This window comes from Streptomyces jeddahensis (assembly GCF_001642995.1).
Taxonomy (GTDB): Bacteria; Actinomycetota; Actinomycetes; order Streptomycetales; family Streptomycetaceae; genus Streptomyces; species Streptomyces jeddahensis.
This window is the reverse complement of record NZ_LOHS01000058.1, coordinates 1-24689: the sequence shown is the minus strand read 5'-3', so window position 1 is coordinate 24689 and position 24689 is coordinate 1. Positions and strand designations below refer to the sequence as shown.

At 69.8% G+C, this 24689-nt stretch carries 16 protein-coding genes; 10 read left to right on the top strand and 6 right to left on the bottom strand.

Going from position 1 to position 24689, the window contains the following annotated elements:
• Window positions 1-8 precede the first annotated feature (8 nt).
• Window positions 9-2171, bottom strand: coding sequence for a RecQ family ATP-dependent DNA helicase (locus STSP_RS09480; RefSeq protein ID WP_067274697.1), 2163 nt, complete (start codon window positions 2169-2171; stop codon window positions 9-11).
• Between the two features lie 142 nt (window positions 2172-2313).
• Between STSP_RS09480 and STSP_RS09475 the strand changes: the two genes are divergently transcribed.
• The 6 genes from STSP_RS09475 (at window position 2314) to STSP_RS09450 (ending at window position 11434) form a co-directional block, all read left to right on the top strand.
• Window positions 2314-3849, top strand: coding sequence for a DUF4192 domain-containing protein (locus STSP_RS09475; RefSeq protein WP_067274694.1), 1536 nt, complete (start codon window positions 2314-2316; stop codon window positions 3847-3849).
• 427 nt (window positions 3850-4276) lie between these two features.
• Window positions 4277-5035 carry an NUDIX hydrolase gene (locus tag STSP_RS09470; RefSeq protein WP_067274690.1) on the top strand — a complete coding sequence of 253 codons (759 nt, stop codon included), beginning with the start codon at window positions 4277-4279 and terminating at the stop codon, window positions 5033-5035.
• Between the two features lie 573 nt (window positions 5036-5608).
• A complete protein-coding gene (locus STSP_RS09465) occupies window positions 5609-7459 on the top strand; it encodes an ABC transporter ATP-binding protein (RefSeq protein ID WP_067274687.1) in 1851 nt (616 codons plus the stop codon).
• A gap of 161 nt (window positions 7460-7620) precedes the next feature.
• Entirely contained in the window at window positions 7621-8505 is an 885-nt protein-coding gene (locus STSP_RS09460; protein ID WP_107441246.1) for a FadR/GntR family transcriptional regulator, read from the top strand.
• A 374-nt stretch (window positions 8506-8879) separates the two neighbouring features.
• Window positions 8880-10427 (top strand): RNA polymerase sigma factor, encoded by a 1548-nt coding sequence (locus tag STSP_RS09455; RefSeq protein WP_269801033.1) that lies wholly within the window; start codon window positions 8880-8882, stop codon window positions 10425-10427.
• Between the two features lie 173 nt (window positions 10428-10600).
• Window positions 10601-11434, top strand: coding sequence for a S1 family serine peptidase (locus STSP_RS09450; protein ID WP_067274682.1), 834 nt, complete (start codon window positions 10601-10603; stop codon window positions 11432-11434).
• Window positions 11435-11561: 127 nt separating this feature from the next.
• On the opposite strand, the gene STSP_RS09445 is transcribed toward STSP_RS09450, so the two are convergent.
• A complete protein-coding gene (locus STSP_RS09445; protein ID WP_067274679.1) occupies window positions 11562-11792 on the bottom strand; it encodes a DUF7455 domain-containing protein in 231 nt (76 codons plus the stop codon).
• Window positions 11793-12232: 440 nt separating this feature from the next.
• On the opposite strand from STSP_RS09445, the gene STSP_RS09440 reads away from it, so the two are divergent.
• The 3 genes from STSP_RS09440 to STSP_RS09430 all read left to right on the top strand — a co-directional run bounded on the left by STSP_RS09440 (window position 12233) and on the right by STSP_RS09430 (window position 16675).
• Window positions 12233-14356, top strand: coding sequence for a DNA gyrase/topoisomerase IV subunit B (locus tag STSP_RS09440; RefSeq protein WP_067274676.1), 2124 nt, complete (start codon window positions 12233-12235; stop codon window positions 14354-14356).
• A 250-nt stretch (window positions 14357-14606) separates the two neighbouring features.
• A complete protein-coding gene (locus STSP_RS09435; protein WP_067274673.1) occupies window positions 14607-15086 on the top strand; it encodes a DUF485 domain-containing protein in 480 nt (159 codons plus the stop codon).
• Window positions 15083-16675, top strand: a complete 1593-nt coding sequence (locus STSP_RS09430; protein ID WP_067274669.1) for a solute symporter family protein — start codon at window positions 15083-15085, stop codon at window positions 16673-16675. The genes STSP_RS09435 and STSP_RS09430 overlap by 4 nt, the downstream gene beginning before the upstream one ends.
• Before the next feature lie 79 nt (window positions 16676-16754).
• Here STSP_RS09430 and STSP_RS09425 read toward each other — a convergent pair whose 3' ends face one another.
• The 3 genes from STSP_RS09425 to STSP_RS09415 all read right to left on the bottom strand — a co-directional run bounded on the left by STSP_RS09425 (window position 16755) and on the right by STSP_RS09415 (window position 20169).
• Complete coding sequence (locus STSP_RS09425; RefSeq protein WP_067274666.1) at window positions 16755-17435, bottom strand: response regulator; 681 nt, start codon at window positions 17433-17435, stop codon at window positions 16755-16757.
• Window positions 17432-19135: an ATP-binding protein gene (locus STSP_RS09420; RefSeq protein WP_067274663.1), complete on the bottom strand. Its 1704-nt coding sequence runs from the start codon at window positions 19133-19135 to the stop codon at window positions 17432-17434. Before STSP_RS09420 ends, STSP_RS09425 begins: the two co-directional genes overlap by 4 nt.
• A gap of 86 nt (window positions 19136-19221) precedes the next feature.
• Window positions 19222-20169 carry a sucrase ferredoxin gene (locus tag STSP_RS09415; protein ID WP_067274652.1) on the bottom strand — a complete coding sequence of 316 codons (948 nt, stop codon included), beginning with the start codon at window positions 20167-20169 and terminating at the stop codon, window positions 19222-19224.
• 431 nt (window positions 20170-20600) lie between these two features.
• Here STSP_RS09415 and STSP_RS09410 point away from each other — a divergent pair, with 431 nt between their 5' ends.
• Window positions 20601-21740, top strand: coding sequence for a CobW family GTP-binding protein (locus STSP_RS09410; protein WP_067274649.1), 1140 nt, complete (start codon window positions 20601-20603; stop codon window positions 21738-21740).
• Window position 21741: 1 nt separating this feature from the next.
• On the opposite strand, the gene STSP_RS09405 is transcribed toward STSP_RS09410, so the two are convergent.
• The gene (locus STSP_RS09405) at window positions 21742-24195 is read right to left on the bottom strand and encodes a DNA gyrase/topoisomerase IV subunit A (protein ID WP_067274647.1); all 2454 of its coding nucleotides are present in this window, start codon (window positions 24193-24195) and stop codon (window positions 21742-21744) included.
• Window positions 24196-24689: the final 494 nt, after the last annotated feature.

The following is a 24689-nucleotide window of genomic DNA, read 5'->3' as shown; positions in this document are numbered from 1 at the left end:
TGCCACGGTCACCCCTGTACGGCAAGGACGAGCGGCAAAACGCTTTCGGCACCTGCTCGCCGCAGGAGCCGGGCGGCCGTCGCCAGGGTCCAACCGGTCTCCGTCACATCGTCGATGAGCAGAACAGGACCGCGAGCCTCAGCGAGAGTCGAAGCCAGTCCAGGGGGCACGGTGAGGGCGCCATTCAGCGCTTTCAGCCGCTGCGCGCTGTTGCTCCGCGACGCATGGAGAGTGTCGGCCGCGGGCGAGTATTCCACGGAACCCAGCAGCGGAAGGCGGCCGACCTCGGCGACCCGTATGGCAAGGGACTGGATCAACTGCGGCCGCGTGTGCGACGCCATGGTCACGACGCCGACGGGACGCGCCTGGGCGTCCGGGGCGCCTGACGCCCAACCGCCGGGCCCCTTCGCCCAGTCCGCCAAGACGCCCACCACGGCGTTCGCCACATCCTCCGGCACCGGTCCGTCCTGAGCACGCGGAGCGAGCATGGGTCGAAGCCGGTTGCCCCAGCCGATGTCCGAAAGCCGCCCCAGAGCCCGGCCGACGGCGGCCTGCTCACTTGCGGGGATGCGTCCCTTGAGGCTGATGCCCACTGCTTCGAGACCCGTCGGCCACATCTTCCTGGGCTCCACCTCGACACCTGCTCGCCCCAGTTCACCGCGCGCCGCGGCCAGTGCTGCCGGAGACACGACGTCGCTGAACCGAGCCCCGGCACAGGTGTCGCAGCGGCCGCACGGAGCCGCTTCCCCGTCGTCCAGCTGCCTCCTCAGGAACTCCATCCGGCACCCGGCCGTCGTGGCGTACTCACGCATCGCCTGCTGCTCGGCCTCCCGCTGCTTGGCGACCCACACATAGCGCTCGGCGTCGTACGTCCAGGGCGCTCCTGTGGAGATCCAGCCGCCCTTGACCCGTCGTACCGCACCGTCCACGTCGAGGACCTTGAGCATCGTTTCGAGACGGGACCGGCGCAGCTCCACGAGAGGTTCGAGAGCGGGGAGCGACAGCGGCCGGCCCGCGTCGGACAGGGCGTCGAGCGTGCGCCGTACCTGCTCCTCGGGCGGGAACGCGATCGACGCGAAGTACTTCCAGATGGCCTCGTCCTCCTTGCCCGGAAGCAAGAGCACCTCCGCATGCTCGACACCGCGGCCGGCGCGCCCGACCTGCTGGTAGTAGGCGATGGGGGAGGAGGGCGAACCAAGGTGGACCACGAATCCGAGGTCGGGTTTGTCGAAGCCCATGCCCAGCGCGGACGTGGCCACCAGCGCCTTCACGCGATTGGCGAGAAGATCGTCCTCGGCCTGCTGCCGGTCGGCGTTCTCGGTCTTCCCGGTGTACGAGGCGACCGTGTGGCCGCACTGGCGCAGGAAGGCCGTGACCTCCTCGGCCGCCGCGACCGTCAGTGTGTAGATGATCCCCGATCCCGGCAGCTCGCTGAGATGCTCGGCGAGCCAGGCCAGCCTGTGAGCGGCGTCGGGCAGCGACAGAACGCTCAGGCTGAGGCTCTCCCGGTCGAGCGGTCCGCGCAGCACCAGCGCGTCCGCACTGCCACCGGTACCGAGCTGTTCGGCGACGTCGGCCGTCACGCGCGCGTTGGCCGTCGCGGTGGTGGCCAGCACGGGGACACCCGCCGGGAGATCGCCGAGCATGGTGCGCAATCGTCGGTAGTCGGGTCGGAAGTCGTGCCCCCAGTCGGAGATGCAGTGCGCCTCGTCAACGACGAGCAGGCCGGTGGCCGCCGCCAGCTTGGGCAGTACATGATCGCGGAAATCGGGGTTGTTGAGGCGCTCCGGACTCACCAGCAGCACGTCGACCTTGCCCGCGGCGACTTCGGCCTGGATGGTGTCCCATTCCTCCGTGTTCGACGAGTTGATGGTGCGCGCGTGGATGCCTGCGCGCACGGCCGCCTCGACCTGGTTGCGCATGAGCGCCAGCAGTGGGGAAACGATGACGGTGGGGCCACCGCCCTGCCGGCGCAGCAGGGCGGTCGCGACGAAGTACACGGCGGACTTGCCCCAGCCGGTGCGCTGCACGACCAGAGCCCTGCGCTTGTCGGCGACGAGCGCCTCGATCGCCCGCCACTGGTCCTCACGCAGCCGGGCGTCTCCCGTCCGGTCGCCGACGAGACGGGCCAGAACGGCATCGGCCGCCGCTCGCAGTTCTTCGTTGCTCATGCCCCCATGCAACCCGATGGGTCGGACATCGCGCGAACGGGTCCGCCGGGCTGTGGACAACTTCTGTCGTGTTCCTGACCGGGTTCATCGAAGTTATCCACAGGTAAAACCGGAAGATTGAGATCCGCGGGAGAGTCGGCGCATGACGAATCACCACGACTCCACAGGCGCCGCCGAACCCGGCGACATCACGACTCCTTCGGGACACGGCGATCCCGTTCCGGTGGGACGCGGCGAGTCCGTTCCCTCGGGACACGGTGAGCCCGTCCGTTCCGAACACGGCGGGTCCGCCGCGTTCGCATACGGCGGGTCCCCGGATCTGGTCGCTGACCAGCAGATCACCCTGCGTACCGCGTCCGAACTGGCCGATGCCCTGCCGTACTTGCTCGGATACCGGCCGGAGGACAGCATCGTGCTGGTCGCGGTGCACGACCGGAACGGGCGCGGGCGTTTCGGCGCTCGTGCGCGACTCGGGATCCCTGAGCGCGAGGAGGACTGGCCGCCCGTCGCACAGCAGTTGGCGCAGTGCCTCGTGACGGGCAGCGAGCGGCGCGGTGCCCGGCCCGAGGGGATGGTGGTCTTCCTCTGCCAGGACCCCGCAGGGGCCGAGTCGGGACAGCAGGTCATGCAACGTCTGCGGCCGCTCGCGCAGTCGCTGCGCACGGCCTGCGGTGGCCTCGACGTCCCCGTGGTCGAGGCGCTGTGCATCTCCGGCGGCCGCTCATGGTCCTACTGCTGTCCGGGAGAGCGCTGCTGTCCCCCAGAAGGCGTCTCGCTCGGCCTTCCCGGCACCTCGGTCCTGGCCGCTGCCGCCACCTACGCGGGGATGCAGGTGCGCGGGACGCTGAGTGAGCTGAGGGCGAGGCTCGTTCCCTGGGGAACGCAAGCAGCGGCTGAGGATCAGGAGAGCGCCCTCGACGCCGCTGTGATGACGCTGATCCCGCGGATGCTGGACGAAGAGGACGGTGCCAAGGTCGCGGCGGAGACCCTCGATCTCGCCCGCCGGGTCATCGGCAGGCTCGCCGGCACCCCACCGGTCGGCGGCACGCACCGAGCCGATCTCAGGGATGACGAACTGATCGCACATGACGAGGCAGCGGCGCTGATCCTCGGGCTGCAGGACCGGAAGACGCGTGACCAGGCAGCCGAGTGGATGGAAGGCGACGAGGCACCTGCGGCACTGCGTCTGTGGAGGGCGCTGGCGCGCCGCTGTGTCGGTGCCTATGGCGAGCATGCCGCGGCACCACTGACGCTCGCAGGCTGGGTCGCCTGGTCGCTCGGCGACGAGTTGGAAGGCCGGGAGGCACTGGCCATGGCCCTCGGCGCGGACCCGGGCTATACGTTCGCCGTCCTGCTGCACCGGGCTTGCAACGAGGGCCTGGACCCGGAGTCCATCCGTAGCTGCCTGCGCAGCGAGCGCGCCGAACGGGAGGCCGCGGCACCGGACCACGATCAGGACCCGTCCCTCACGCCCGCCGCCCGCTCACCGCGCGGAACTCTCCGTGCGCAGCCCTCGAGCGTGGAGCGTCCCGCGCTGCCCATGGGACCGGACCGTCGGCGCCGTAGGTCAGGTCCCGGGGCCGGCCCGGGAGCGAAGGGCAAACGAGCCGGTCAGTCGAGCACCCGGCCCGCTGTCCGGCGACGCGTCGGACGACGCACTGCGCGCAGCGACCAATGAGCACGGGGCCGCGCGATCACGGAACCGTGCGATCACGAACCGTGCGATCGCGTGATCAAGAAGGCGCTTGATCACGAAACCGGCTGATCGCGAAACCGCGGATGGCGAAGCCGCTGATCACGGCGGCGGATCATGGCACCGCGGATCACGGCACCGCGTGATTCCGGCCGCCGCTGCAAAGGCCTGGGCGGCGATCCGGGATTCCGCCGGGAACGGTGACGCTCTGTGCCCCTGGCGCTGTCCAGTGGGTGAGGCCGGGCGGGGATCGAGGAGGAAGGCGTTGAACCGCGGATGGGGTCCGACCCGCCGGACCAGCGTGGACAGCACGGACAACACGCCATGGAAGGTCATGGGAGCGTGGTGGATCAGTCCTGGAAGGACCACGGAAGGGAGTGTTTATCGTCAGTGAGACGACTATGATCGCGGCATGCCCTACGACCCGTCAGCCTTCCCGCCTTTCGCCGTCACTGTCGACCTGGTCGTACTGACCGTGCGCCGTCACTCGCTGTGTGCACTGGTGGTGCGGCGGGGTGAGCCCCCGTTCCAGGGGCGATGGGCGCTTCCCGGTGGGTTCGTGAGGGCGGACGAAGATCTCGCCGCGGCGGCGGCCCGGGAGCTCGCCGAGGAGACCGGGCTGTGCGCACATGACCCTGCCACCCCGGCACAGGGCAACGGCGCCCATCTCGAGCAGCTCGCCACCTACGGTGACCCGAAGCGTGATCCGCGGATGCGTGTGGTCAGTGTCGCCCACCTTGTGCTCGCCCCGGACCTGCCCGCTCCCCGGGCCGGCGGGGACGCGCACAGCGCGCGTTGGGCACCCGTAGAGGCGCTGCTCAACCAGGGTGGCTACGGTCGTGAGGGCGAGCAGGCGGCCCCGCTCGCCTTCGATCACGCACAGATCCTGGCGGACGGCGTGGAGCGTGCCCGGTCGAAGATCGAGTACTCGTCGCTCGCCACCGCCTTCTGCCCCGCGGAGTTCACCGTCGGCGAGCTGCGCCGGGTGTACGAGGCGGTGTGGGGAGTCGCCCTCGACCCTCGCAACTTCCATCGCAAGGTGACCGGCACCGTCGGTTTTCTGGTGCCCACTGGCGGTACCACCACCCGCCAGGGAGGCCGCCCGGCGCAGCTGTTCCGGGCGGGTGGAGCGACGCTGCTGAACCCGCCGATGCTGCGCCCGGAGGTCTGACCGCACCACCCGCCGGGCATCAACGGGCCGGCTCGGGTCGGTTGGGCTCGGGTCGGTTGGGCTCGTTCCGCGTCGTCGCCAGGTGGGGCCGCACCAGGACCGTGCGGTGTTCGTCCTTGCCTGGACGAAAGGCCGATCGCCTTCACCGGTCTGTGTCCGTTCCGGGCGGCGAAACCGCGAAGCGGCGAACGGCGAAGTGGGCGAAACGGCGAAGCGGTGAACCGGCCGATCCGGACTGGTTACGGGCCATCGCGTGTCCGCACCGCCACGCCAACCACCCTCGATCCGCGGCTGCTGGCGGCCTGCGCAGCGGGTCATCAGACATTCCGATAAGGCGCCCACGGCGGTTCGCCCGGACAGTGCGCGGGGACCGTGTGTCGGATTGTCGGGCAACCACGGCAGACACCCACCCGGATCCCTGCCCGAAAAGGCGGGAATGTCGCGCTATCTTGCTGCGGTATCCGCGGCCCGTCCGTTCCGATCCGTGCGGCCCGTCCGTACTGATCCGGCGCGACGAGTCCAGGCCGCCGAGCCCCCGGCCGCCGAGCGGTCGCACCTCCGATGAGGGAAGCGATGATCCAGGCCATCGGACTGACCAGCAATCCGCGAAAGAAGCTGCCGCCTGCCGTCGACGACGTGACCTTCGAGGCGTTCCCCGGCCATGTCACGGCGCTGCTCGGTGGCCCGGCATCGGGCAAGACGACAACGCTGAGGCTGATGCTCGAGCTCCAACCAGGCCGCGGAATCACATACTTCAGAAACCGTCCCCTGCACTGCATGCCCCACCCCTTCCGAGAAGTGGGTGTCCTTCTGGGCGAGGTTGCGGGCCATCCGGCGCGTACGGTCCGCGGTCAACTGCGGATGCTCTGCGCGGCCGCCGGGGTGGCCGTGCAGCGTGCTGACGAGGTGCTTGAGGTGGTGGGGTTGGTCAGCCTCCGCGGCGAGCGGCTCGACACACTCTCCCGGGGCCTGGACCGCCGCCTCGGTCTGGCCTGTGCCCTGTTGGCGGATCCGCACACCCTGGTCCTGGACGCCCCTGCCGATGGTCTGTCCGCCCGTGAGAGCCGCTGGCTGCACGGGATCCTGCGCGCGCACGCCGCCAAGGGAGGTACCGTCCTGTTCAGTACGGACGATCCCAAAGAGGCTGCTCAGACGGCCGACCGCGTGGTGACCCTGGACGCGGGCAGAGTCGTCGCCGACCAGGAGGTTGCGGAGTTCGCCCGGACCCGGCTCCGTCCGCGCGTCGCCGTCCGTACGCCGTATGCGGCCAGGCTCGGCCTGTTGCTTACCAAGGAGGCTCGGGCCGGACAGCGTTCCATCGAAGTGATCAAGGAGGACGGCAACCAGCTCTCCGTGTACGGAAGCACCTGTGCGGACGTCGGCGAGGTCGCGTACCGGCACGGCATCCTCGTCCACCAACTCGCCGACGAAGTCGGCGACATGGGGCCGAAGGCCATCACGGCGGCGCCTGAGGATGCCGCCCGCCCCGACCACGCTCTTCCTTCGGAATCCGAGCCCGAACCCCCCACATCACCACCTGCTCCGGCCCCACAACAGGAGCCCCCGGCCCCCCGGCAGGAGGCCCGCCCTCCCACCACACGCGCAGAGACGGAACCGCTGCCCCAGCTCCCCCCTCCCATCACCGTCCGCCCCGTCCGCGGGCCGCTGCGGCCCCTGCGCTACGAGCTGTACCGAGCGACCGGAGTCGGCACGGGCTATGTCACGGCCGCCGTCGTCCTCGCCGTGTCCGCGTTCGTCTCCCTGTTCCTCGCCCGATCAGGGCACACATCGCAGTCGCGCATGCTCGCCGCATGGCCCCAGGAGCTCCCGTTGCCGCCGACCGCTCTCGGCGCCGGACTCCTGGGCGCCTTCGCCTTCGGCGACGAGTTCCGCCATCCTGCCCTCGCCGCGGACCGCGGCACCGTCCCGCGGCGCCTGGGACTCCTCTGCGCCAAGCTGGTCGTGGCAGCGGCCACCGCACTGGTCCTGGCGTTCCTGACCGTCGGCTGCGACGCCGCGCTGCTGCAACTCGTATACGGACCGGAACTGACGAGAGTTCCCGCGGACTGGCTGTCACTGAGCGCCAGTTGGTTCGGTGTCGTCGCGGGATGCGCCTGGGCCGGTGTGCTGGCTGCCGGCATTTTCCGGTCCACGACCGCCGGACTCGCAGCAGTGGTCGCCGTGCCGGTCGTCGTCGTACCACTCGTACAGAAGGCCCTGGAAGGCCCTTCCGCGCGCTCGGCGGCCGGTTTCCCGGGACGGCTGCGCGATCTCGCCCTTGCCCAGTGGCCGTTCGGTGGCGAGAGATACCTGGCCGCGGGCGTGCGGATGATCGGTCAACCGGTGGGCGGCGCGCTGACGTTGTCGTTGAGCGTCCTGCTGTGTGCTTATGGGTTCACGGCGCTGCGCAACCGGGTCCGCTGATCACCATCGGTGCGATCCGTTTCCGTGCTGCCCGCAACTTCCCGCAGAACGCTCATTTCTGTCCGATAAGGCGTCAATTGCGGCAGGGTAAGCGATCACCCTTTCGTGTGCTTTTCACCAAAGCCCTCAAGGGAGTTGGGGACCGCGCCGACAAAAGATCCGTGAGTACCCTTGCGCACACCATGATGACCGCCGCCCGTTCCGCCGACTCCGGCCTCGCCGGCCCGGGCGAACTCGACCGCTACCCCTACGCCGAGGCCCCTGCCGCCGACCGCGTCGGCGCCCCCGCCTGGGAGGGCGACCCGGAGCTGGGCCGTGTGGGCCGGCGCGCCGCAGGCAGCCGCGGCCGCGGGCTGCACGGCCAACTCGTACAACAGCTGGGTCAGATGATCGTCTCCGGCGATCTGGGCGCGGACCGCCCGCTGGTCCCCGAAGAGATCGGCCAGCGGTTCGAGGTCTCCCGCACCGTCGTCCGCGAGTCGCTGCGCGTACTGGAGGCCAAGGGCCTCGTCAGCGCCCGGCCCAATGTCGGAACGCGCGTGCGCCCGGTCAGTGACTGGAACCTCCTGGACCCGGACATCATCGAGTGGCGGGCCTTCGGGCCGCAGCGGGACGACCAGCGGCGCGAGCTGAGCGAACTGCGCTGGACGATCGAGCCGCTCGCCGCCCGCCTCGCCGCCGGGCACGGACGTGAGGACGTCCAGCAGCGCCTGGCCGACATGGTCGAGATCATGGGGCACGCCCTGGGGCAGGGGGACGCCGTCACGTTCTCCCGCGCCGACGCGGAGTTCCACTCGCTGCTCATCCAGGTCGCCGGCAACCGCATGCTGGAGCATCTGTCCGGCATCGTCTCGGCGGCCCTCCAGGTCTCCGGGGGCCCGGTCACGGGCTGTGACCGTCCGAACGAGGCGTCCCTCGCGCTCCACTCCCGCATCGTCGAGGCGCTCCCGGCCGGCGACGGAGCGGGCGCCGAGGCGGCCATGCGCCAACTTCTCACCGTCCACCCAGAGGTGGAGCGCGTGGTGCCGGCCCCTCGGGAGCACTGACGGAGGACCGGCGACCGCACGGTCAGTGCCCGGCCCGGCGACGCGAGGGTGGAGGCGCCGCCGGGCCGGTTTGTGGGCACAAGCAGGGCAAAGATGATCGACTTAGTCTGAGGCCTGATCGCATTTGACCGTTTCTAGGTGCTTTTGAGTGCTTACGTGGTGTGACTCGGGCCACGCAGATTGGGCGTAACGCTCCTGGGAACAGCGCGATGACCTAAGAGGTGACAGTCGAGGAGGGAATACAGCCGTCATGGACGGCGCTGTTCATCTCCCCGGCCCCCGCCCGCGCCCGTCGGCCCATCCCCAAGTCGGCGGTCGTCGGCTCCGGTCCACACGGGACGGGGCCGTAAGCCGTTTTCCAACGTTCCGAGAGGTTGTTCGTGTCGGCCAGCACATCCCGTACGCTCCCGCCGGAGATCACCGAGTCCGTCTCTGTCATGGCGCTCATCGAGCGGGGAAAGGCTGATGGGCAGATCGCCGGCGATGACGTGCGTCGGGCCTTCGAAGCTGACCAGATTCCGGCCACTCAGTGGAAGAACGTACTGCGCAGCCTCAACCAGATCCTCGAGGAAGAGGGTGTGACGCTGATGGTCAGTGCCGCCGAGCCTAAGCGCACCCGCAAGAGCGTCGCAGCGAAGAGTCCGGCCAAGCGCACCGCGACCAAGACGGTGGCGGCCAAGACGGCCACGGTCAAGAAGGCCACCGCCGCCGCCCCCGAGGCGCCGGCTGCCGACGACGCCCCCGCTGAAGAGGCTGCGGTCGCCAAGAAGCCCGCGGCCAAGAAGGCCGCGGCCAAGAAGGCGGTTGCCAAGAAGACCGTCGCGAAGAAGACGACGGCAAAGAAGACCACCAAGAGCGAGGACGAGGAGCTCCTGGACGACGAGCTCGTCGAGGAGACCGCAGGCGCGGGCAAGCCCGGCGCCGAGGAGCCCACCGAGGACGGCGCGCAGGGCTTCGTCCTGTCCGACGAGGACGAGGACGACGCTCCCGCGCAGCAGGTGGCGGCCGCCGGTGCCACCGCCGACCCCGTCAAGGACTACCTGAAGCAGATCGGCAAGGTCCCCCTCCTCAACGCCGAGCAGGAGGTGGAGCTCGCCAAGCGCATCGAGGCCGGTCTGTTCGCCGAGGACAAGCTGGCCAACGCCGACAAGCTGGCGCCGAAGCTCAAGCGCGAGCTGGAGATCATCGCCGAGGACGGCCGCCGCGCCAAGAATCATCTGCTCGAGGCCAACCTCCGTCTCGTGGTCTCCCTGGCCAAGCGCTACACGGGCCGCGGCATGCTCTTCCTGGACCTGATCCAGGAGGGCAACCTCGGTCTGATCCGCGCGGTCGAGAAGTTCGACTACACCAAGGGCTACAAGTTCTCCACGTACGCCACCTGGTGGATCCGGCAGGCGATCACCCGCGCCATGGCCGACCAGGCCCGCACCATCCGCATCCCGGTGCACATGGTCGAGGTCATCAACAAGCTCGCGCGCGTGCAGCGCCAGATGCTCCAGGACCTGGGCCGCGAGCCCACCCCGGAGGAGCTGGCCAAGGAACTCGACATGACCCCGGAGAAGGTCATCGAGGTCCAGAAGTACGGCCGCGAGCCGATCTCGCTGCACACCCCGCTGGGCGAGGACGGCGACAGCGAGTTCGGCGACCTCATCGAGGACTCCGAGGCGGTCGTCCCGGCGGACGCGGTCAGCTTCACGCTGCTCCAGGAGCAGCTGCACTCCGTCCTCGACACGCTCTCCGAGCGTGAGGCAGGCGTCGTGTCCATGCGTTTCGGTCTCACCGACGGTCAGCCGAAGACCCTCGACGAGATCGGCAAGGTCTACGGCGTCACGCGTGAGCGCATCCGTCAGATCGAGTCCAAGACGATGTCGAAGCTGCGCCACCCCTCGCGCTCCCAGGTGCTGCGCGACTACCTCGACTAGTCGCCACGTCAACCCAGCGACAGGCCCGGACGCCTCCTCCTTGAGGCGTCCGGGCCTTTCCCTTGGCCATAGCCTGAGCTGCTGCGCCATTTCGTGAGCCTGCGCGCACGTGCGAGCCATGCCGTCCTGGATCACTCTGGGTGTGCCGTAGCAACTCAGAGTAAGGAGCGTGTATGCGTTTTCCCCTTGCCAAGGCCCTGAGGGGCGGGCTGGCCATGGCGGCCGCGGCAGCCGTGCTGCCGTTGGCCGCGCCGACCCCCGCCGCGGCTGACGGCATAGTCGTCGGAGGCACCCCGGTCAACGTGGCCGACAGCCCGTGGGTGGTGGCGCTGTCCAGCCGTGACCGATTCGGGGGTACGCGCGCGGGGCAGTTCTGCGGGGGCGTGGTCGTCGGGCGCTCGACCGTGCTCACCGCGGCCCACTGCATGAGCGAGGAAGTCCTCGGCGGGCCGGCGAGCCGCATGGACGATCTGAAGGTCATCGCGGGCCGCAGCGATCTAGGTGATGCCAAGAACGGCCGGGAGATCCCGGTGCGCCGCGTCTCGATCAACCCCGGGCACAACAGCGTCACGAACGCGGGAGACGCGGCGGTCCTCACACTGGCCACACCGCTTCCGCAGAGCTACGTCATCCCCATGGCGCGGCAGGGGGACAGGGCGTATGCCCCGGAAACCAGGGCCACAGTCTACGGCTGGGGCGACACCACGGGCGCCGGCCAGTACTCACGCACGCTGCGCGCCGCGCAGATAAGGGTGCTGCCGGACGCCCTCTGCAGGAAGGCGTACCCGGGAACGAGTGAAGGGACCTATGTCGCCGCTTCCATGCTGTGCGCGGGGGAGCGTGCAGGGGGCCGCGACGCGTGCCAGGGGGACAGCGGAGGTCCGCTCGTCGCCAGGGGGCGGCTGGTCGGCCTCGTCTCCTGGGGGAGCGGCTGCGGATGGGCGGGCAGCCCCGGGGTCTACACACGGGTCTCAGCCGTGATCCGGCCGCTGGGTTTGGGCCGCTGACGGCCGTCGGGGTCGCTGACCGCGGTTGCCGCCGTCTACGAACCAGACCGGGCGGCTGCCCTGAGTACACAGGCAGCCGCCCGGTCACCGGCCTGCGCCGGAACTGGCTCGTCGTGGATGCGAGGTGTCAGCGTTCCTCTTCGGTGGCGGACGCCGGGGCGGTCGTCAGCCGCTCGGTCTCGTCCTGTATCTCAGCGGCGATCTTCTTGAGTTCCGGCTCGAACTTGCGCCCGTGGTGGGCGCAGAAGAGCAGCTCACCGCCGCTGAGCAGGACGACGCGCAGGTATGCCTGGGCGCCGCAGCGGTCGCAGCGATCAGCGGCCGTCAGCGGGCTCGCGGGGGTCAGAACAGTAGTCACGTCGCCTCTTCTCTAGCTCGACGAGCTGTCGTACCAGGGTCAACATCCAACCAGCCCCAAAACGTTCCCGCTCGTGGCTTTCCCTCGAAAAAATCTTTTGCGAGGCGGCTGTCTGCTGCCGGTTGGCGGCGAATGTGCCGTATTGCGTGTCTATGCGTTGTACGGGTTCGCGCTGTCTTTCAGGGTCCGCCCTCCCGGCTGGCTTGCCGGTTGTTCATGAGGACGTGCCCCGAGGCTAAATGGTTCATGCCTCGAAGGGAACGTGATGTGCGCTTCACTCCATCGAAGGATCGAACAGGTATGCGACTCTGGACTACCCTGAACTCGGTCTAGGGTGGCGTTACAACGGCTCTATCAGGCCTCGGTACCCTCTGACCGGCGACCGAAGCCGGCCCCTGGCCCACAAGGGGCCACCAGAAATTCAGCGAGGAGCGAACCGCGTGACCGCCGAGACGTCCGTGCCGTCCACAGCGCTGCTGACCGGAGCAGACCGGGACGGTTCCAACTACACCGCGCGGCACCTGCTCGTCCTCGAGGGGCTCGAAGCCGTCCGCAAGCGCCCTGGCATGTACATCGGCTCGACCGACAGCCGCGGCCTCATGCACTGCCTCTGGGAGATCATCGACAACTCCGTCGACGAGGCGCTCGGCGGCTACTGCGACCACATCGAGGTGATCCTCCACGACGACGCATCCGTGGAGGTGCGGGACAACGGCCGCGGCATCCCCGTCGACGTGGAGCCCAAGACGGGCCTCTCCGGCGTCGAGGTCGTGATGACCAAGCTCCACGCGGGAGGCAAGTTCGGCGGCGGGTCGTACGCCGCCTCGGGCGGTCTGCACGGCGTGGGCGCCTCCGTGGTGAACGCGCTCTCCTCCCGCCTGGACGTGGAGGTGGACCGGGCCGGAAGCACGCACGCCATCAGCTTCCGGCGCGGCGTTCCCGGTGCGTTCAAGGGCGAGGGGCCCAATGCCTCCTTCGACCCGGCGGCGCGCCTGCGCAAGGTCAAGAAGGTCCCGAGGGCCCGTACCGGCACGCGCGTGCGTTACTGGGCGGACCGGCAGATCTTCCTCAAGGACGCCAAGCTCTCCCTGGAGACACTGCACCAGCGCGCCCGGCAGACCGCGTTCCTGGTCCCGGGCCTGACCATCGTGGTGCGCGACGAGTACGGCCTGGGCGAGGACGGCAGCAAGGGCGAGGAGTCCTTCCGCTTCGACGGCGGAATCAGCGAGTTCTGCGAGTTCCTGGCGCCGGACAAGCCGGTCTGCGACGTCCTGCGGCTCTCCGGGCATGGCACGTTCAAGGAGACCGTCCCGGTCCTCGACGACCGGGGGCACATGACGCCCACCGAGGTGACCCGTGACCTCGGCGTGGACGTCGCGCTGCGGTGGGGCACCGGCTACGAGACCACGGTCAGGTCCTTCGTCAACATCATCGCAACCCCCAAGGGCGGCACCCATGTCACGGGCTTCGAACGCTCTGTGACCAAGACAGTGAACGAGGTGCTGCGAGCCCAGAAGCTGCTGCGCGTGGCCGAGGACGACATCGTCAAGGACGACGCCCTCGAAGGGCTCACCGCCGTCGTGACCGTGCGCCTCGCGGAGCCGCAGTTCGAGGGACAGACCAAGGAGGTCCTGGGCACCTCCGCGGCCAACCGCATCGTCGCGAACGTCGTGGCCAAGGAGCTCAAGGAGTTCCTGACGTCGACCAAGCGGGACGCGAAGGCGCAGGCCCGCGCAGTCCTGGAGAAGGCCGTCGCGGCCGCCCGCACGCGCATCGCGGCGCGCCAGCACAAGGAGGCGCAGCGCCGGAAGACGGCGCTGGAGTCCTCGTCGCTGCCCGCCAAGCTCGCCGACTGCCGCAGCGACGACGTGGATCGGAGCGAGCTCTTCATCGTCGAGGGCGACTCCGCGCTCGGCACGGCCAAGCTCGCGCGGAACTCCGAGTTCCAGGCCCTGCTGCCGATCCGTGGCAAGATCCTCAACGTCCAGAAGTCCTCCGTCTCGGACATGCTGAAGAACGCCGAGTGCGGTGCGATCATCCAGGTCATAGGGGCGGGATCGGGTCGGACCTTCGACATCGACGCCGCTCGCTACGGCAAGATCATCATGATGACCGACGCCGATGTGGACGGCTCGCACATCCGGACCCTGCTTCTGACGCTGTTCCACCGCTACATGCGGCCCATGGTCGAGTCGGGCCGGGTGTTCGCTGCGGTGCCGCCGCTGCACCGCATCGAGCTCATCCAGCCGAAGAAGGGCCAGGACAAGTACGTCTACACGTACTCGGACCGCGAGCTGCGCGACAAGCTCCTGGAGTTCCAGAGCAAGGGCATCCGGTACAAGGACACGATCCAGCGGTACAAGGGTCTCGGCGAGATGGACGCCGATCAGCTGGCCGAGACGACGATGGACCCGCGCCACCGCACCCTGCGCCGGATCAACCTCTCCGACCTGGAGGCGGCGGAGCAGGTCTTCGATCTGCTGATGGGCAACGAGGTCGCGCCGCGCAAGGAGTTCATCACCGGCTCGGCGGCGACGCTGGACCGGTCGCGGATCGACGCGTAGGACGCGTGCAGGGCACGGTGACGTACGGGCGTACGGCACCGTGCCCTTGCTTGTTCTTCACCAGGGCACGCGCAGGCCCGCATGGACCGCCGCAGGCCGTCCGATATGCCTATCGGTACGGACTCGCCGAGCCGCCGGTGTGCTGGCTCACCTGATGGGGTGAAGAGGCGGGATTGAAGAGCCCGCGATCTGACCGTTCTGTCCATCCTTGGGCACGTGGCCGAAAAGGCCCGTGGACAAGGAGAGTTCGGTGGACAAGTACGACGGCGGCGAGGCGGCGCGGCTCCGGCCCGACGATCCCTGGTACGACGCCCTCGCCTCCGGCTGGGGCGAGTTGGGCGGTGCGGGGTCGCGCGCGTCCGCCGTTCCGCACGCGCGCCGGGAGCCGGCGGACCGGACGGCTACCGCCGCCGAGATCTATCTGGAGGTGCAGCGCAGCCCGGCCTTCCAGGAGGTGCGCAGCCGGTACCGGAGATTCGTTTTCCCAGGGGTCGCCGTCTTCTTCACCTGGTACGTCGCGTACGTCGTGGCCGCGACGACGGCGCCCGACCTGATGGCGCGGCCTGTCGCGGGGGCCGTGAACGTCGCGATGCTCGCGGGCCTCGGCCAGTTTCTCTCCACGTTCCTGCTGACGTGGGCGTACGCCCGGCATGCCCGGCTGCGCAGGGACCGCGCGGCTCTCGAACTCAGGTGGAACACACAGGAGCTGACCCGGGAGACGGAGCGATGACGGACGATCATCAGACTCTGGCGCTGTTGCTCTTCAGCGGGTTCGTGGCGGTCACACTGGCGATCACGACCTGGGTGAGCCGCAGCCGGCATGGCTCGGCGGTCGAGTTCTACGCAGGCGGACGTCTGTTCAGCCCCATGGAGAACGGCTTCGCCATCGCGGGCGACTACATGTCGGCGGCCTCGTTCCTCGGAGTCACCGGCCTCATCGCGCTGTTCGGCTACGACGGACTGCTGTACTCGGTGGGCTTCCTGGTCGCCTGGCTCGTGGTGCTCTACCTGGTGGCCGAACTGGTCCGCAATTGCGGGCGGTTCACGCTCGCGGACGTCGTCGCCGCACGGATGACGGAACGTCCGGTCCGTATCGCGGCGGGAACCTCCTCGGTGACCGTGTGCGTTCTGTATCTGGTGGCGCAGATGGTGGGGGCGGGCAGCCTGGTCGCGCTACTTCTTGGCGGTACCAGCGGGGCGGCGCGGACCTGGACGGTGATCGGGGTCGGCGCACTCATGGTCGTCTATGTGTCGTTGGGAGGGATGCGAGCCACGACGTGGATCCAGATCGTCAAGGCGGTTCTCCTGCTGAGCGGCGCGATCACGTTGACCACGCTCGTCCTGGTGCGGTTCCACGGCGACGTCAACGCGTTGCTGAGTACAGCGGCCGAGCGCAGTGGCCACGGTGATGCCTACCTGGCACCCGGGCTGAAGTACGGCGCCGACTGGACCGCGCGGTTCGACTTCATCAGCCTCGGGCTTGCGCTCGTGCTGGGGACGGCGGGGCTGCCGCACATCCTGTCCCGCTTCTACACCGTGCCGACCGCGCGGGCCGCTCGCCGCTCGGCCGTCTGGGCCATCGGTCTCATCGGCAGCTTCTATCTGATGACGATCATGCTCGGCTTCGGCGCGGCGGTGCTGGTGGGATCCGATGCGGTGCGCGCGTCCAACGCGTCCGGGAACACGGCCGTGCCGCTGTTGGCGCTTGATCTCGGCGGCGGCGCGGACTCCACGGGTGGAACGGTTCTGTTCGCGGTCGTCGCCGCGGTGGCCTTCGCCACGATCCTCGCCGTCGTCGCCGGTGCCACGCTTGCCTCGTCGGCGTCCGTGGCTCACGACCTGTACGCGTCACTGCGCCGCCCCGGCGGGAAGCGGCGCAGCGAGGTGGTGGTCGCGCGCGTTGCCGCGGTCGGGATCGGCGCTGTCGCGATCGCCCTGAGCCTGCTCGCCCGCGACCTCAATATCGCGTTCCTGGTGGGCCTGGCGTTCGCCGTGGCGGCGTCCGCCAATCTGCCCGTGCTGCTGTACTCGCTGTTCTGGCGGAACTTCACCACGCGCGGCGCGGTGTGGTCGGTCTACGGCGGTCTGGTGCCGGCACTCGTCCTGGTGGTGCTGTCCCCCGTGGTCTCGGGGAGCCCGGACTCCATTTTCCCGGGTGTGGACATGCAGTACTTCCCCCTGGAGAACCCGGGGCTGGTGTCCATCCCGCTCGGCTTCCTTGCCGGCTGGCTCGGCACGGTCACGTCCCCGGAGGTGCCGGACGAGGCGAAGCACGCGGAGACGGAGGTCCGGGCGCTCACCGGAGCGGGGGCGGTGTGACAGCGCCGGCCCCAGTGCCGTACGGCTGAACCCTCCGTCGGCCTAGCGTGCGGCCGCCGCGTCCTCGACCGCCGCACCGTCAGACGCGGGCCGCCCAGACGTAGCAGTGCTGCGGACGGCCCGCGTCGCCGTATTTCAGCGTCAGCCTGGCCTGGCCGGTGCGCTCAAGGAGCTTCAGATAGCGCTGGGCCGTCTGCCGGCTCAGCCCTGTCTGGTCCGCGATCTCTTGTGCCGACAACGGGGCCTGGGCGCTCTCCAGCGCCCGGCGTACGAGCTCCGCGGTGTTGCGGGAATGGCCCTTGGGGAGCCCCGGCTCCGGACCGGCCGAGAGAGCACCGAAGATCCGGTCGACCTCGGCCTGCTCGGCCTGGCCGCCGGAGTCGAGAGTGCGGCGCAGCTCGGCGTACGCCTCGAGCTTGGCGCGCAGGCCCGCGAAGGCGAACGGCTTGACCAGGTACTGGAGCGCGCCGAGCCGCATCGCGGCCTGGACTGTGGAGACGTCACGGGCCGCCGTCACCATGATCACGTCGGTCTGGTGGCCGCGGCGCCGCATCTCGCGTACCACCGCAAGGCCCGTCTCGTCCGGCAGATAGTGGTCGAGAAGCACCAGGTCGAGCCGGGGGAGACTGTCCACCAGCTGCAGCGCTTCGGCTCCGGTGTGGGCCTCGCCCGCCACATGGAAGCCCGCGACCTTCGCCACGTACGCGGCGTTGACCCGCGCGACCCGGGCGTCGTCGTCCACGACCAGTACCTCGATCATCGCGACTCCTCCATCGTGGTCGCACGGGCCTTACCCGTACCGCTCGTGGCGTCCGCGGCCACAGTGTGCCCGGACTCCGTCGCCATGCCGGGCTCAGCGAGCGCCTCCGGCAGGACCACGGTGAACTCCGCGCCCCCGCCGACCGCCTCGCCGACCTGCGCAGTGCCGCCCTGCCGTTCGGCCAGCCGGCGTACCAGGGCGAGGCCGATGCCCCGCTTGCCGTGCGCCGGGGGCTTCTTCGTGGACCAGCCCTCCGTGAAGACCAACTCGCGCTTTTCAGCCGGGATTCCAGGCCCGGTGTCCCGGACGCGGAGGACAGCTGTGCGCCCCTCGGCGCGCAACTCGACCTCCACGCGCGCGTGCGGAGCACCCGCGACGGCGTCCAGCGCGTTGTCGACGAGATTGCCTACGACGGTGACCAGCCCCCGGGCGTCGATCAGCCGGTCGGGGAGCAGCGTGTCGTCCGAGATCCACAGAGCCACGCCGCGCTCCGCCGCGACCGTGGCCTTGCCGACCAGCAGGGCGGCGAGCAGCGGATCGTGGATCTTCTCGGTCACCTGTTCAGCGGTGGCCCGGTGATCGCCGACGACCTCGCCGACGAACTCCACCGCGTCGTCGTACATCTCCAGCTCCAACAGCCCGAGGAGCGTGTGCATACGGTTGGCGTGCTCGTGGTCCTGGGCGCGCAGGGCGTCGATCAGGCCGCGGGTGGAGTCGAGCTCGCGGCCGAGCTGTTCGAGCTCGGTGCGGTCGCGCAGGGTTGCGACGGCGCCGCCGTCATCGGTGGGCATGCGGTTCGCGACGAGTACGCGCTGGCCGCTCACCGTCAGCAGATCGGTGCCGGTGACGCGCCCGGCCAGCACATCGGTCGTACGACCGGGGCCGAGCGCCGTGTCCAGAGGCTGCCCGATCGCCTCCGTGTCGAGACCGAGGAGCCGCTGGGCCTCGTCGTTGAGCAGCCGGATCCGGCCGCCGCGGTCGAGGGCGACCACGCCCTCGCGTATCCCGTGCAGCATCGCCTCGCGTTCGGCGAGCAGCGCGGAGATGTCCGAGAAGGCCAGGTCATGGGTCTGCCGCTGTACCCGCCGGGAGATCACGTACGCGGCGAGCGCACCGACCGCCAGGGCCCCGCCCGCGTAGGCGAACAGTCCCGGTATGGCATTGATCAGCCGGGCCCGGACGCTGTCGTACTCGATGCCGACCGAGACCGCGCCGACGATCGTGCCGTCGGCGTCGCGCAGAGGGACCTTGCCGCGGGCCGAGCGGCCGAGTGTGCCGCTGTCGATCTCCATGACGTCGTGTCCGGCGAGCGCAGTGCTGGGGTCGGTCGAGACCGGCTTGCCTATCTCCTTGGGTTCGGTGTGCGACCAGCGGATCCCCTGCTTGTTCATGATCACGACGTACTCTGCGCCGCTGGCCCGGCGTATCCGCTCCGCCTCGACCTGCACGGGGCCGTCGGGCGTGGGCCGTGACGACTGCAGGTCCTCGGCGATCTGCGGCTGCGCCGCCGTGGTCTGCGCGATGGCGAGCGCGCGCCGCATCGCCTGGTCGTCGAGCTGGTCGCTGAGCGGAGCGAGGAAGAGCCCGGTGGCGAGCACGGCGACACCGGCGGCTATCGCCAGCTGCATGAGCAGCACCTGGGAGAAGACGCGCCGGGGCAGGCCGAGACGCAGTCGTCGGGCGGCGGAGGACGGGCTCATGGGTACGAAGGTACGGGGGCGGGCGGGCTTACGCCTAAGCCTCTGTGGCGCCTATCTCAGCGGGAGCCCCTGTTGCCGCCCCTATCTCAGCGGGCGAGGCAGACGGCGCGGGCCGCCGGACGGACCTCCCGCACCGCTACGACGTCCATCCTCGCCGGTGAGCCCAGCGGCGAACCGCAGCTTTCGGGGCGGGGCGGCAGGGAGGCCCCCTGCGCGACGGTCACCCGCCACCGGCGCCCGTCGGTGTGGGCGACGGTCACGTCCCAGCGCGGGGCGGTCCCCTCTGTCCGTACGACGGTGAGTGCCCCGGCGCGGTCCTCGCCCGTCGACGTACGCACCGCCAGCTCGGCCGCCTGCCCTGGCCGCTCCCAAGCGGAGTTCCCACGACACCTTTCGGTGACGATGCGGCCGTCCCGGACGCCTTCGAGGATCTCCTTCACGTGGTGAGCCGCGACCCGGCCGTACGCGTACCCGTACGGCAGTACCAGCAGCGTCGGGGAGAAGCGGTGGCCGCCGAGGTGGGTGACCTCCCAGACACCGTCGACTCCCGACGCCTCGAGCTCGGCGGCGAGGGGCCGGCCGAGGAGTGCGCAGCAACGGTCGCGCTTGCCGTTGGTGCAGACGAGGGTGAGCGGGCCGGTGTGGGCCTCGCCCTGGAGGACGCGGTCGAAGGTGTGGTGATCGCCCACGCCGAGGGCCTGGAAGTCGAGCGTGAGCAACTGCTCTAGGGACTCTGTTGTGGCGCTTCGCAGCCAGGTGGTGCCGGGGGTGGTGTGGGCTGCATACACCTGTCGGCGGGTGGGCGTGTGGCAGTCGGCGTGGCGGCCCGGGCGCCGGATGAGCGCCACGCGTACGCCCGTCCCCTCGGCGGCCGCCTCCAGGGCGCAGCCCAGCGCCGGGTCCAGGTGGCTGGACGTGAGCGCCTTGGCCCCCCACGGGCCCGGCTGCTCCACCAGCAGCCATGTCCGCGCCGTGGCGGCAGTCCCGACGAGGGGCTCGTCGAGGGCCTGGGAGGCGGTTGCGCATGTGCTCACGTAGGTGAGCCTAACCTGAATTGCCGCGCGAGGAATCTTGGGGCACCCGAGACCCGAAAACGCCTCGGGTCCCGCACCAGGGCGTCTGGGTGCCGGACCTGGAAGGCCTACGGGCGGCTAGGCGTCGGGGATGTCGGCCTTTGCGCGGACCTGGGTCTCGCGGCTGACCTTCACGATGCGCTCGTATTCCGCTCGGGCGGCATCGGGAGGCAGCTCGCTATCGCGGCTCTGATCGGCGGGGAGGCGGAGAGGAGGCGCACGGAGGGAAGTGCGGGTCGCGCATCCCGGCGCCTTGCCCAACGTGTGCCCAGCAAGTGCTGCTAACAATCGTTCACTTTGCCGCCGTTCTGGGCGCACATATTCTGGGGCGGCCCTCTGTCGTCGACCAAGAACCTCCGTACATCACCCGTCGCACAAGAAAGGTCGCCAGCTTGAGTGAGCGCCAGGTCCCGGTCGTCGTACTCGCGGGGTTCCTGGGAGCCGGGAAGACCACGCTGCTCAACCACCTCCTGCACAGCAGCAGAGGCAGCCGGATCGGCGCGATCGTCAATGACTTCGGGGCGATCGAGATCGACGCGATGGCGGTGGCGGGAGCGCTCGGCGACTCGACCGTCTCGCTCGGCAACGGCTGCCTGTGCTGCGCCGTGGATGCGAGCGATCTCGACCAGTACCTGGACAAGTTGACGCGGCCTTCCGCCGGTATCGACGTCGTCGTCATCGAGGCGAGCGGTCTCGCCGAGCCGCAGGAACTCGTCCGCATGGTTCTCGCCAGTGAGAATCCGCGTGTCGTGTACGGCGGGTTGGTCGAGGTGGTCGACGCTGCCGAGTTCGACAACACCCGGGAGCGGCATCCGGAGCTCGAGCGGCACGTCGCCATCGCCGACCTCGTCGTGGTCAACAAGGCCGACCGGGTGCCGGAGGGGCAGCGGGAGCGCACCATCGACCGGGTCCGCGGGCTTGCGGGCGGCGCGGCCGTCGTCCCCGCGTCGTACGGGCGGATCGATCCCGAACTGCTCTTCGACCGCAAGCCCGCCGAGGAGCGGATCGGGCAGCTTTCCTTCGATGACCTCCATGACCATGACGGTGCACACGGCGACGCCGACGATCACGGCGGTCACCTGCACGCCGCCTACGACAGTCTCTCCTTCACCTCCGACGTGCCGCTGAGCCCACGTCGGCTGATGGACTTCCTCGAGCACAGGCCCGAAGGGCTCTACCGCATCAAGGGGCATGTCGACTTCGGCGCGGCCGACGTGCGGAACCGGTACGTCGTGCATGCCGTCGGGCCGTTTCTGCGGTTCTACCCGGAGCCCTGGGCGGCCGACGAGACACGGCTCACCCAGCTCGTCCTCATCGGTTCCGGCATCGACACGGCCGCTCTTCACAAGGAGCTCGACGCCGTCCGCGACGGCTCACTCGGCGGCCCGGACGCCCCCCACGCCGACGAGCGCAGCATGTGGGGCGTCCTCCGCTACGTACAGGGACCAGAAGAAGCCGAGGTCCTGCAGGGAGCCGAGGGCTTGCGGGACCTCGACTACCTGCAGGAATCCGAGCAGGCGGACGCCGGCTGACCTACGCCGGCGGTCCCGCCACCACCGCCACCGGCTTGCCGAGCGACACGCCGGAGCCGTCCCGGCGCGGGTCGATCTCCGGCAGCTCCGTCGGCGCGCCGTTCTTCTGTGCCGCGCGGGCGGGTGTCGCGCCGGCCCAGGCGAAGCTCAGGCAGTCCTCGCCCTTCAGGAACCGCTGGCAGCGCACCCCGCCCGTCGCGCGGCCCTTGCGCGGGTACTGGTCGAACGGGGTCAGCTTCGCCGTCGTCTGGACCGAGTCGTCCAGGGTGCCGCGGGAGCCCGCGACCGTGAAGACGACAGCGTCCGCCGAGGGGTCGACCGCGGTGAACGAGATGACCTTCGCTCCCTCCGCCAGCTTGATGCCCGCCATACCGCCGGCCGGGCGGCCCTGGGGGCGGACCACGGAAGCCTGGTAGCGCAGCAGCTGGGCGTCGTCCGTGATGAAGACCAGGTCCTCGTCGCCCGTACGCAGCTCGACCGCGCCGACGATCCGGTCGCCCTCCTTGAGGGTGATGACCTCCAGCTCGTCCTTGTTCGACGGGTAGTCGGGGACGACGCGCTTGACGACGCCCTGCTCGGTGCCGAGCGCCAGGCCGGGAGACGACTCGTCGAGGGTGGTCAGGCACACGACTCGCTCATCGGCCTCCAGGGACAGGAACTCCGACAGCGGGGCGCCGCCCGAGAGGTTGGGCGACGGTGTCGACTCCGGAAGCTGCGGCAGGTCGATGACCGAGATGCGCAGCAGCCGGCCGGACGACGTGACCGCGCCCACCTCGCCACGCGCCGTCGCCGGCACGCACGACACGACCACATCGTGCTTGACGCGCTTGCCGCCGCCGTCCTCGAAGGGGTTGCCGTTGGGCGTACGCGCCAGGAGGCCCGTCGACGACAGCAGCACCCGGCACGGGTCGTCGGCGACCTGCAGCGGCACCGCGGCCGCGGGGGCGGCCGCCGACTCCAGCAGGACCGTGCGCCGTTCCGTGCCGAACTTCTTCGCCACGGCGGCCAGTTCGTTCGACACGAGCTTGCGCAGCTCGGCGTCCGATTCGAGGACGCGGGTCAGCTCCTCGATCTCCGCGTTCAGCCGGTCCCGCTCCGCCTCCAGCTCGATGCGGTCGAACTTGGTGAGGCGGCGCAGCGGCGTGTCGAGGATGTACTGCGTCTGGACGTCGCTCAGCGCGAACCGCCTCATCAGGCGCTCCTTGGCCTGCGCGGAGTTCTCACTGGAGCGGATGAGCTGGATGACCTCGTCGATGTCGATCAGGGCGACCAGCAGGCCGTCGACCAGGTGCAGCCGGTCGCGCTTCTTGCCACGGCGGAACTCGCTGCGGCGGCGCACGACGTCGAAGCGGTGGTCGAGGTAGACCTCGAGCAGCTCCTTCAGGCCCAGCGTGAGCGGCTGGCCATCGACCAGCGCCACGTTGTTGATGCCGAAGGACTCCTCCATGGGCGTCAGCTTGTACAGCTGCTCCAGGACCGCCTCCGGCACGAAGCCGTTCTTGATCTCGATCACCAGGCGCAGGCCGTGCGCACGGTCCGTGAGGTCCTTGACGTCGGCGATGCCCTGCAGCCTCTTCGAGCCGACCAGGTCCTTGATCTTGGCGATCACCTTCTCCGGGCCGACGGTGAACGGCAGCTCGGTCACGACGAGGCCCTTGCGGCGCGCTGTCACGGTCTCCACGGAGACCGTCGCGCGCATCTTGAACGTGCCGCGGCCCGTCTCGTACGCGTCCCTGATCCCCGAGAGGCCGACGATGCGGCCGCCCGTGGGCAGGTCCGGGCCCGGGACGTACTTCATGAGCGTGTCGAGGTCGGCGCCCGGGTGCCTGATCAGATGGCGGGCGGCGGCGATGACCTCGCCGAGGTTGTGCGGCGGCATGTTCGTCGCCATGCCGACCGCGATCCCGGACGCGCCGTTGACCAGCAGGTTCGGATACGCGGCGGGCAGGGCCACCGGCTCCCGCTCCTGGCCGTCGTAGTTCGGCTGGAAGTCGACCGTGTCCTCGTCGATGGACTCCGTCATCAGCGACGTGGCGTCGGCCATACGGCACTCCGTGTACCGCATGGCGGCCGGCGGGTCGTCGTTGCCGAGAGAACCGAAGTTGCCGTGGCCGTCGACGAGCGGCAGGCGCATGGAGAACGGCTGCGCCATGCGCACCAGGGCGTCGTAGATCGACGCGTCGCCGTGCGGGTGCAACTTACCCATGACCTCGCCGACGACGCGGGCGCACTTCACATAGCCGCGGTCGGGGCGCAGGCCCATCTCGTTCATCTGGTAGACGATGCGGCGGTGCACGGGCTTCATGCCGTCCCGGGCGTCCGGCAGGGCCCGGGAGTAGATCACCGAGTAGGCGTACTCGAGGAAGGAGCCCTGCATCTCGTCGACGACGTCGATGTCGAGGATCCTCTCCTCGAAGTCGTCGGGCGGCGGGGTCTTCGTGCTGCGGCGGGCCATCGCTGCGCGGCTCCTTCACACTGTCTGCCGGGCCATGGGGCACTGGGACATGAACGGATCTGACGCGGACCATTGTGGACCGCCCCACCGACAACTGTGGACCGGGCCACTGACAACGGTGGCCGCGGCCCTGTTTCTCCTGCGGGCTCCTGGGGCCACTCGACGGCAGAGGCGCACCCGCCGTCGTGGGTTGTGCCCACCCGTTCCTCCCCCAGACCCTTAAGGGCCTGGGGGCACCCCCCAGCGGAACGATTGCCCACAACGGTGGGGATCGGTTGCCCACAACGGTCGCGGCACGGCCGCCCACAGCGGACCGGCCACCGGCCGGGAAGCCGCCCACGCGCCGAAGGAGACGTGGCGGGGGGTGCGCCCGCAGCGGCTGGCGCAAACGTACGGCTCGCCGAACCATGACGGCTCGGCGCCGGACCGAGGACGTACATCCCGGCGCGGCCCCGACCCGGCCACCGGCAGGTGGCGCGCCAGCCGACCACGGC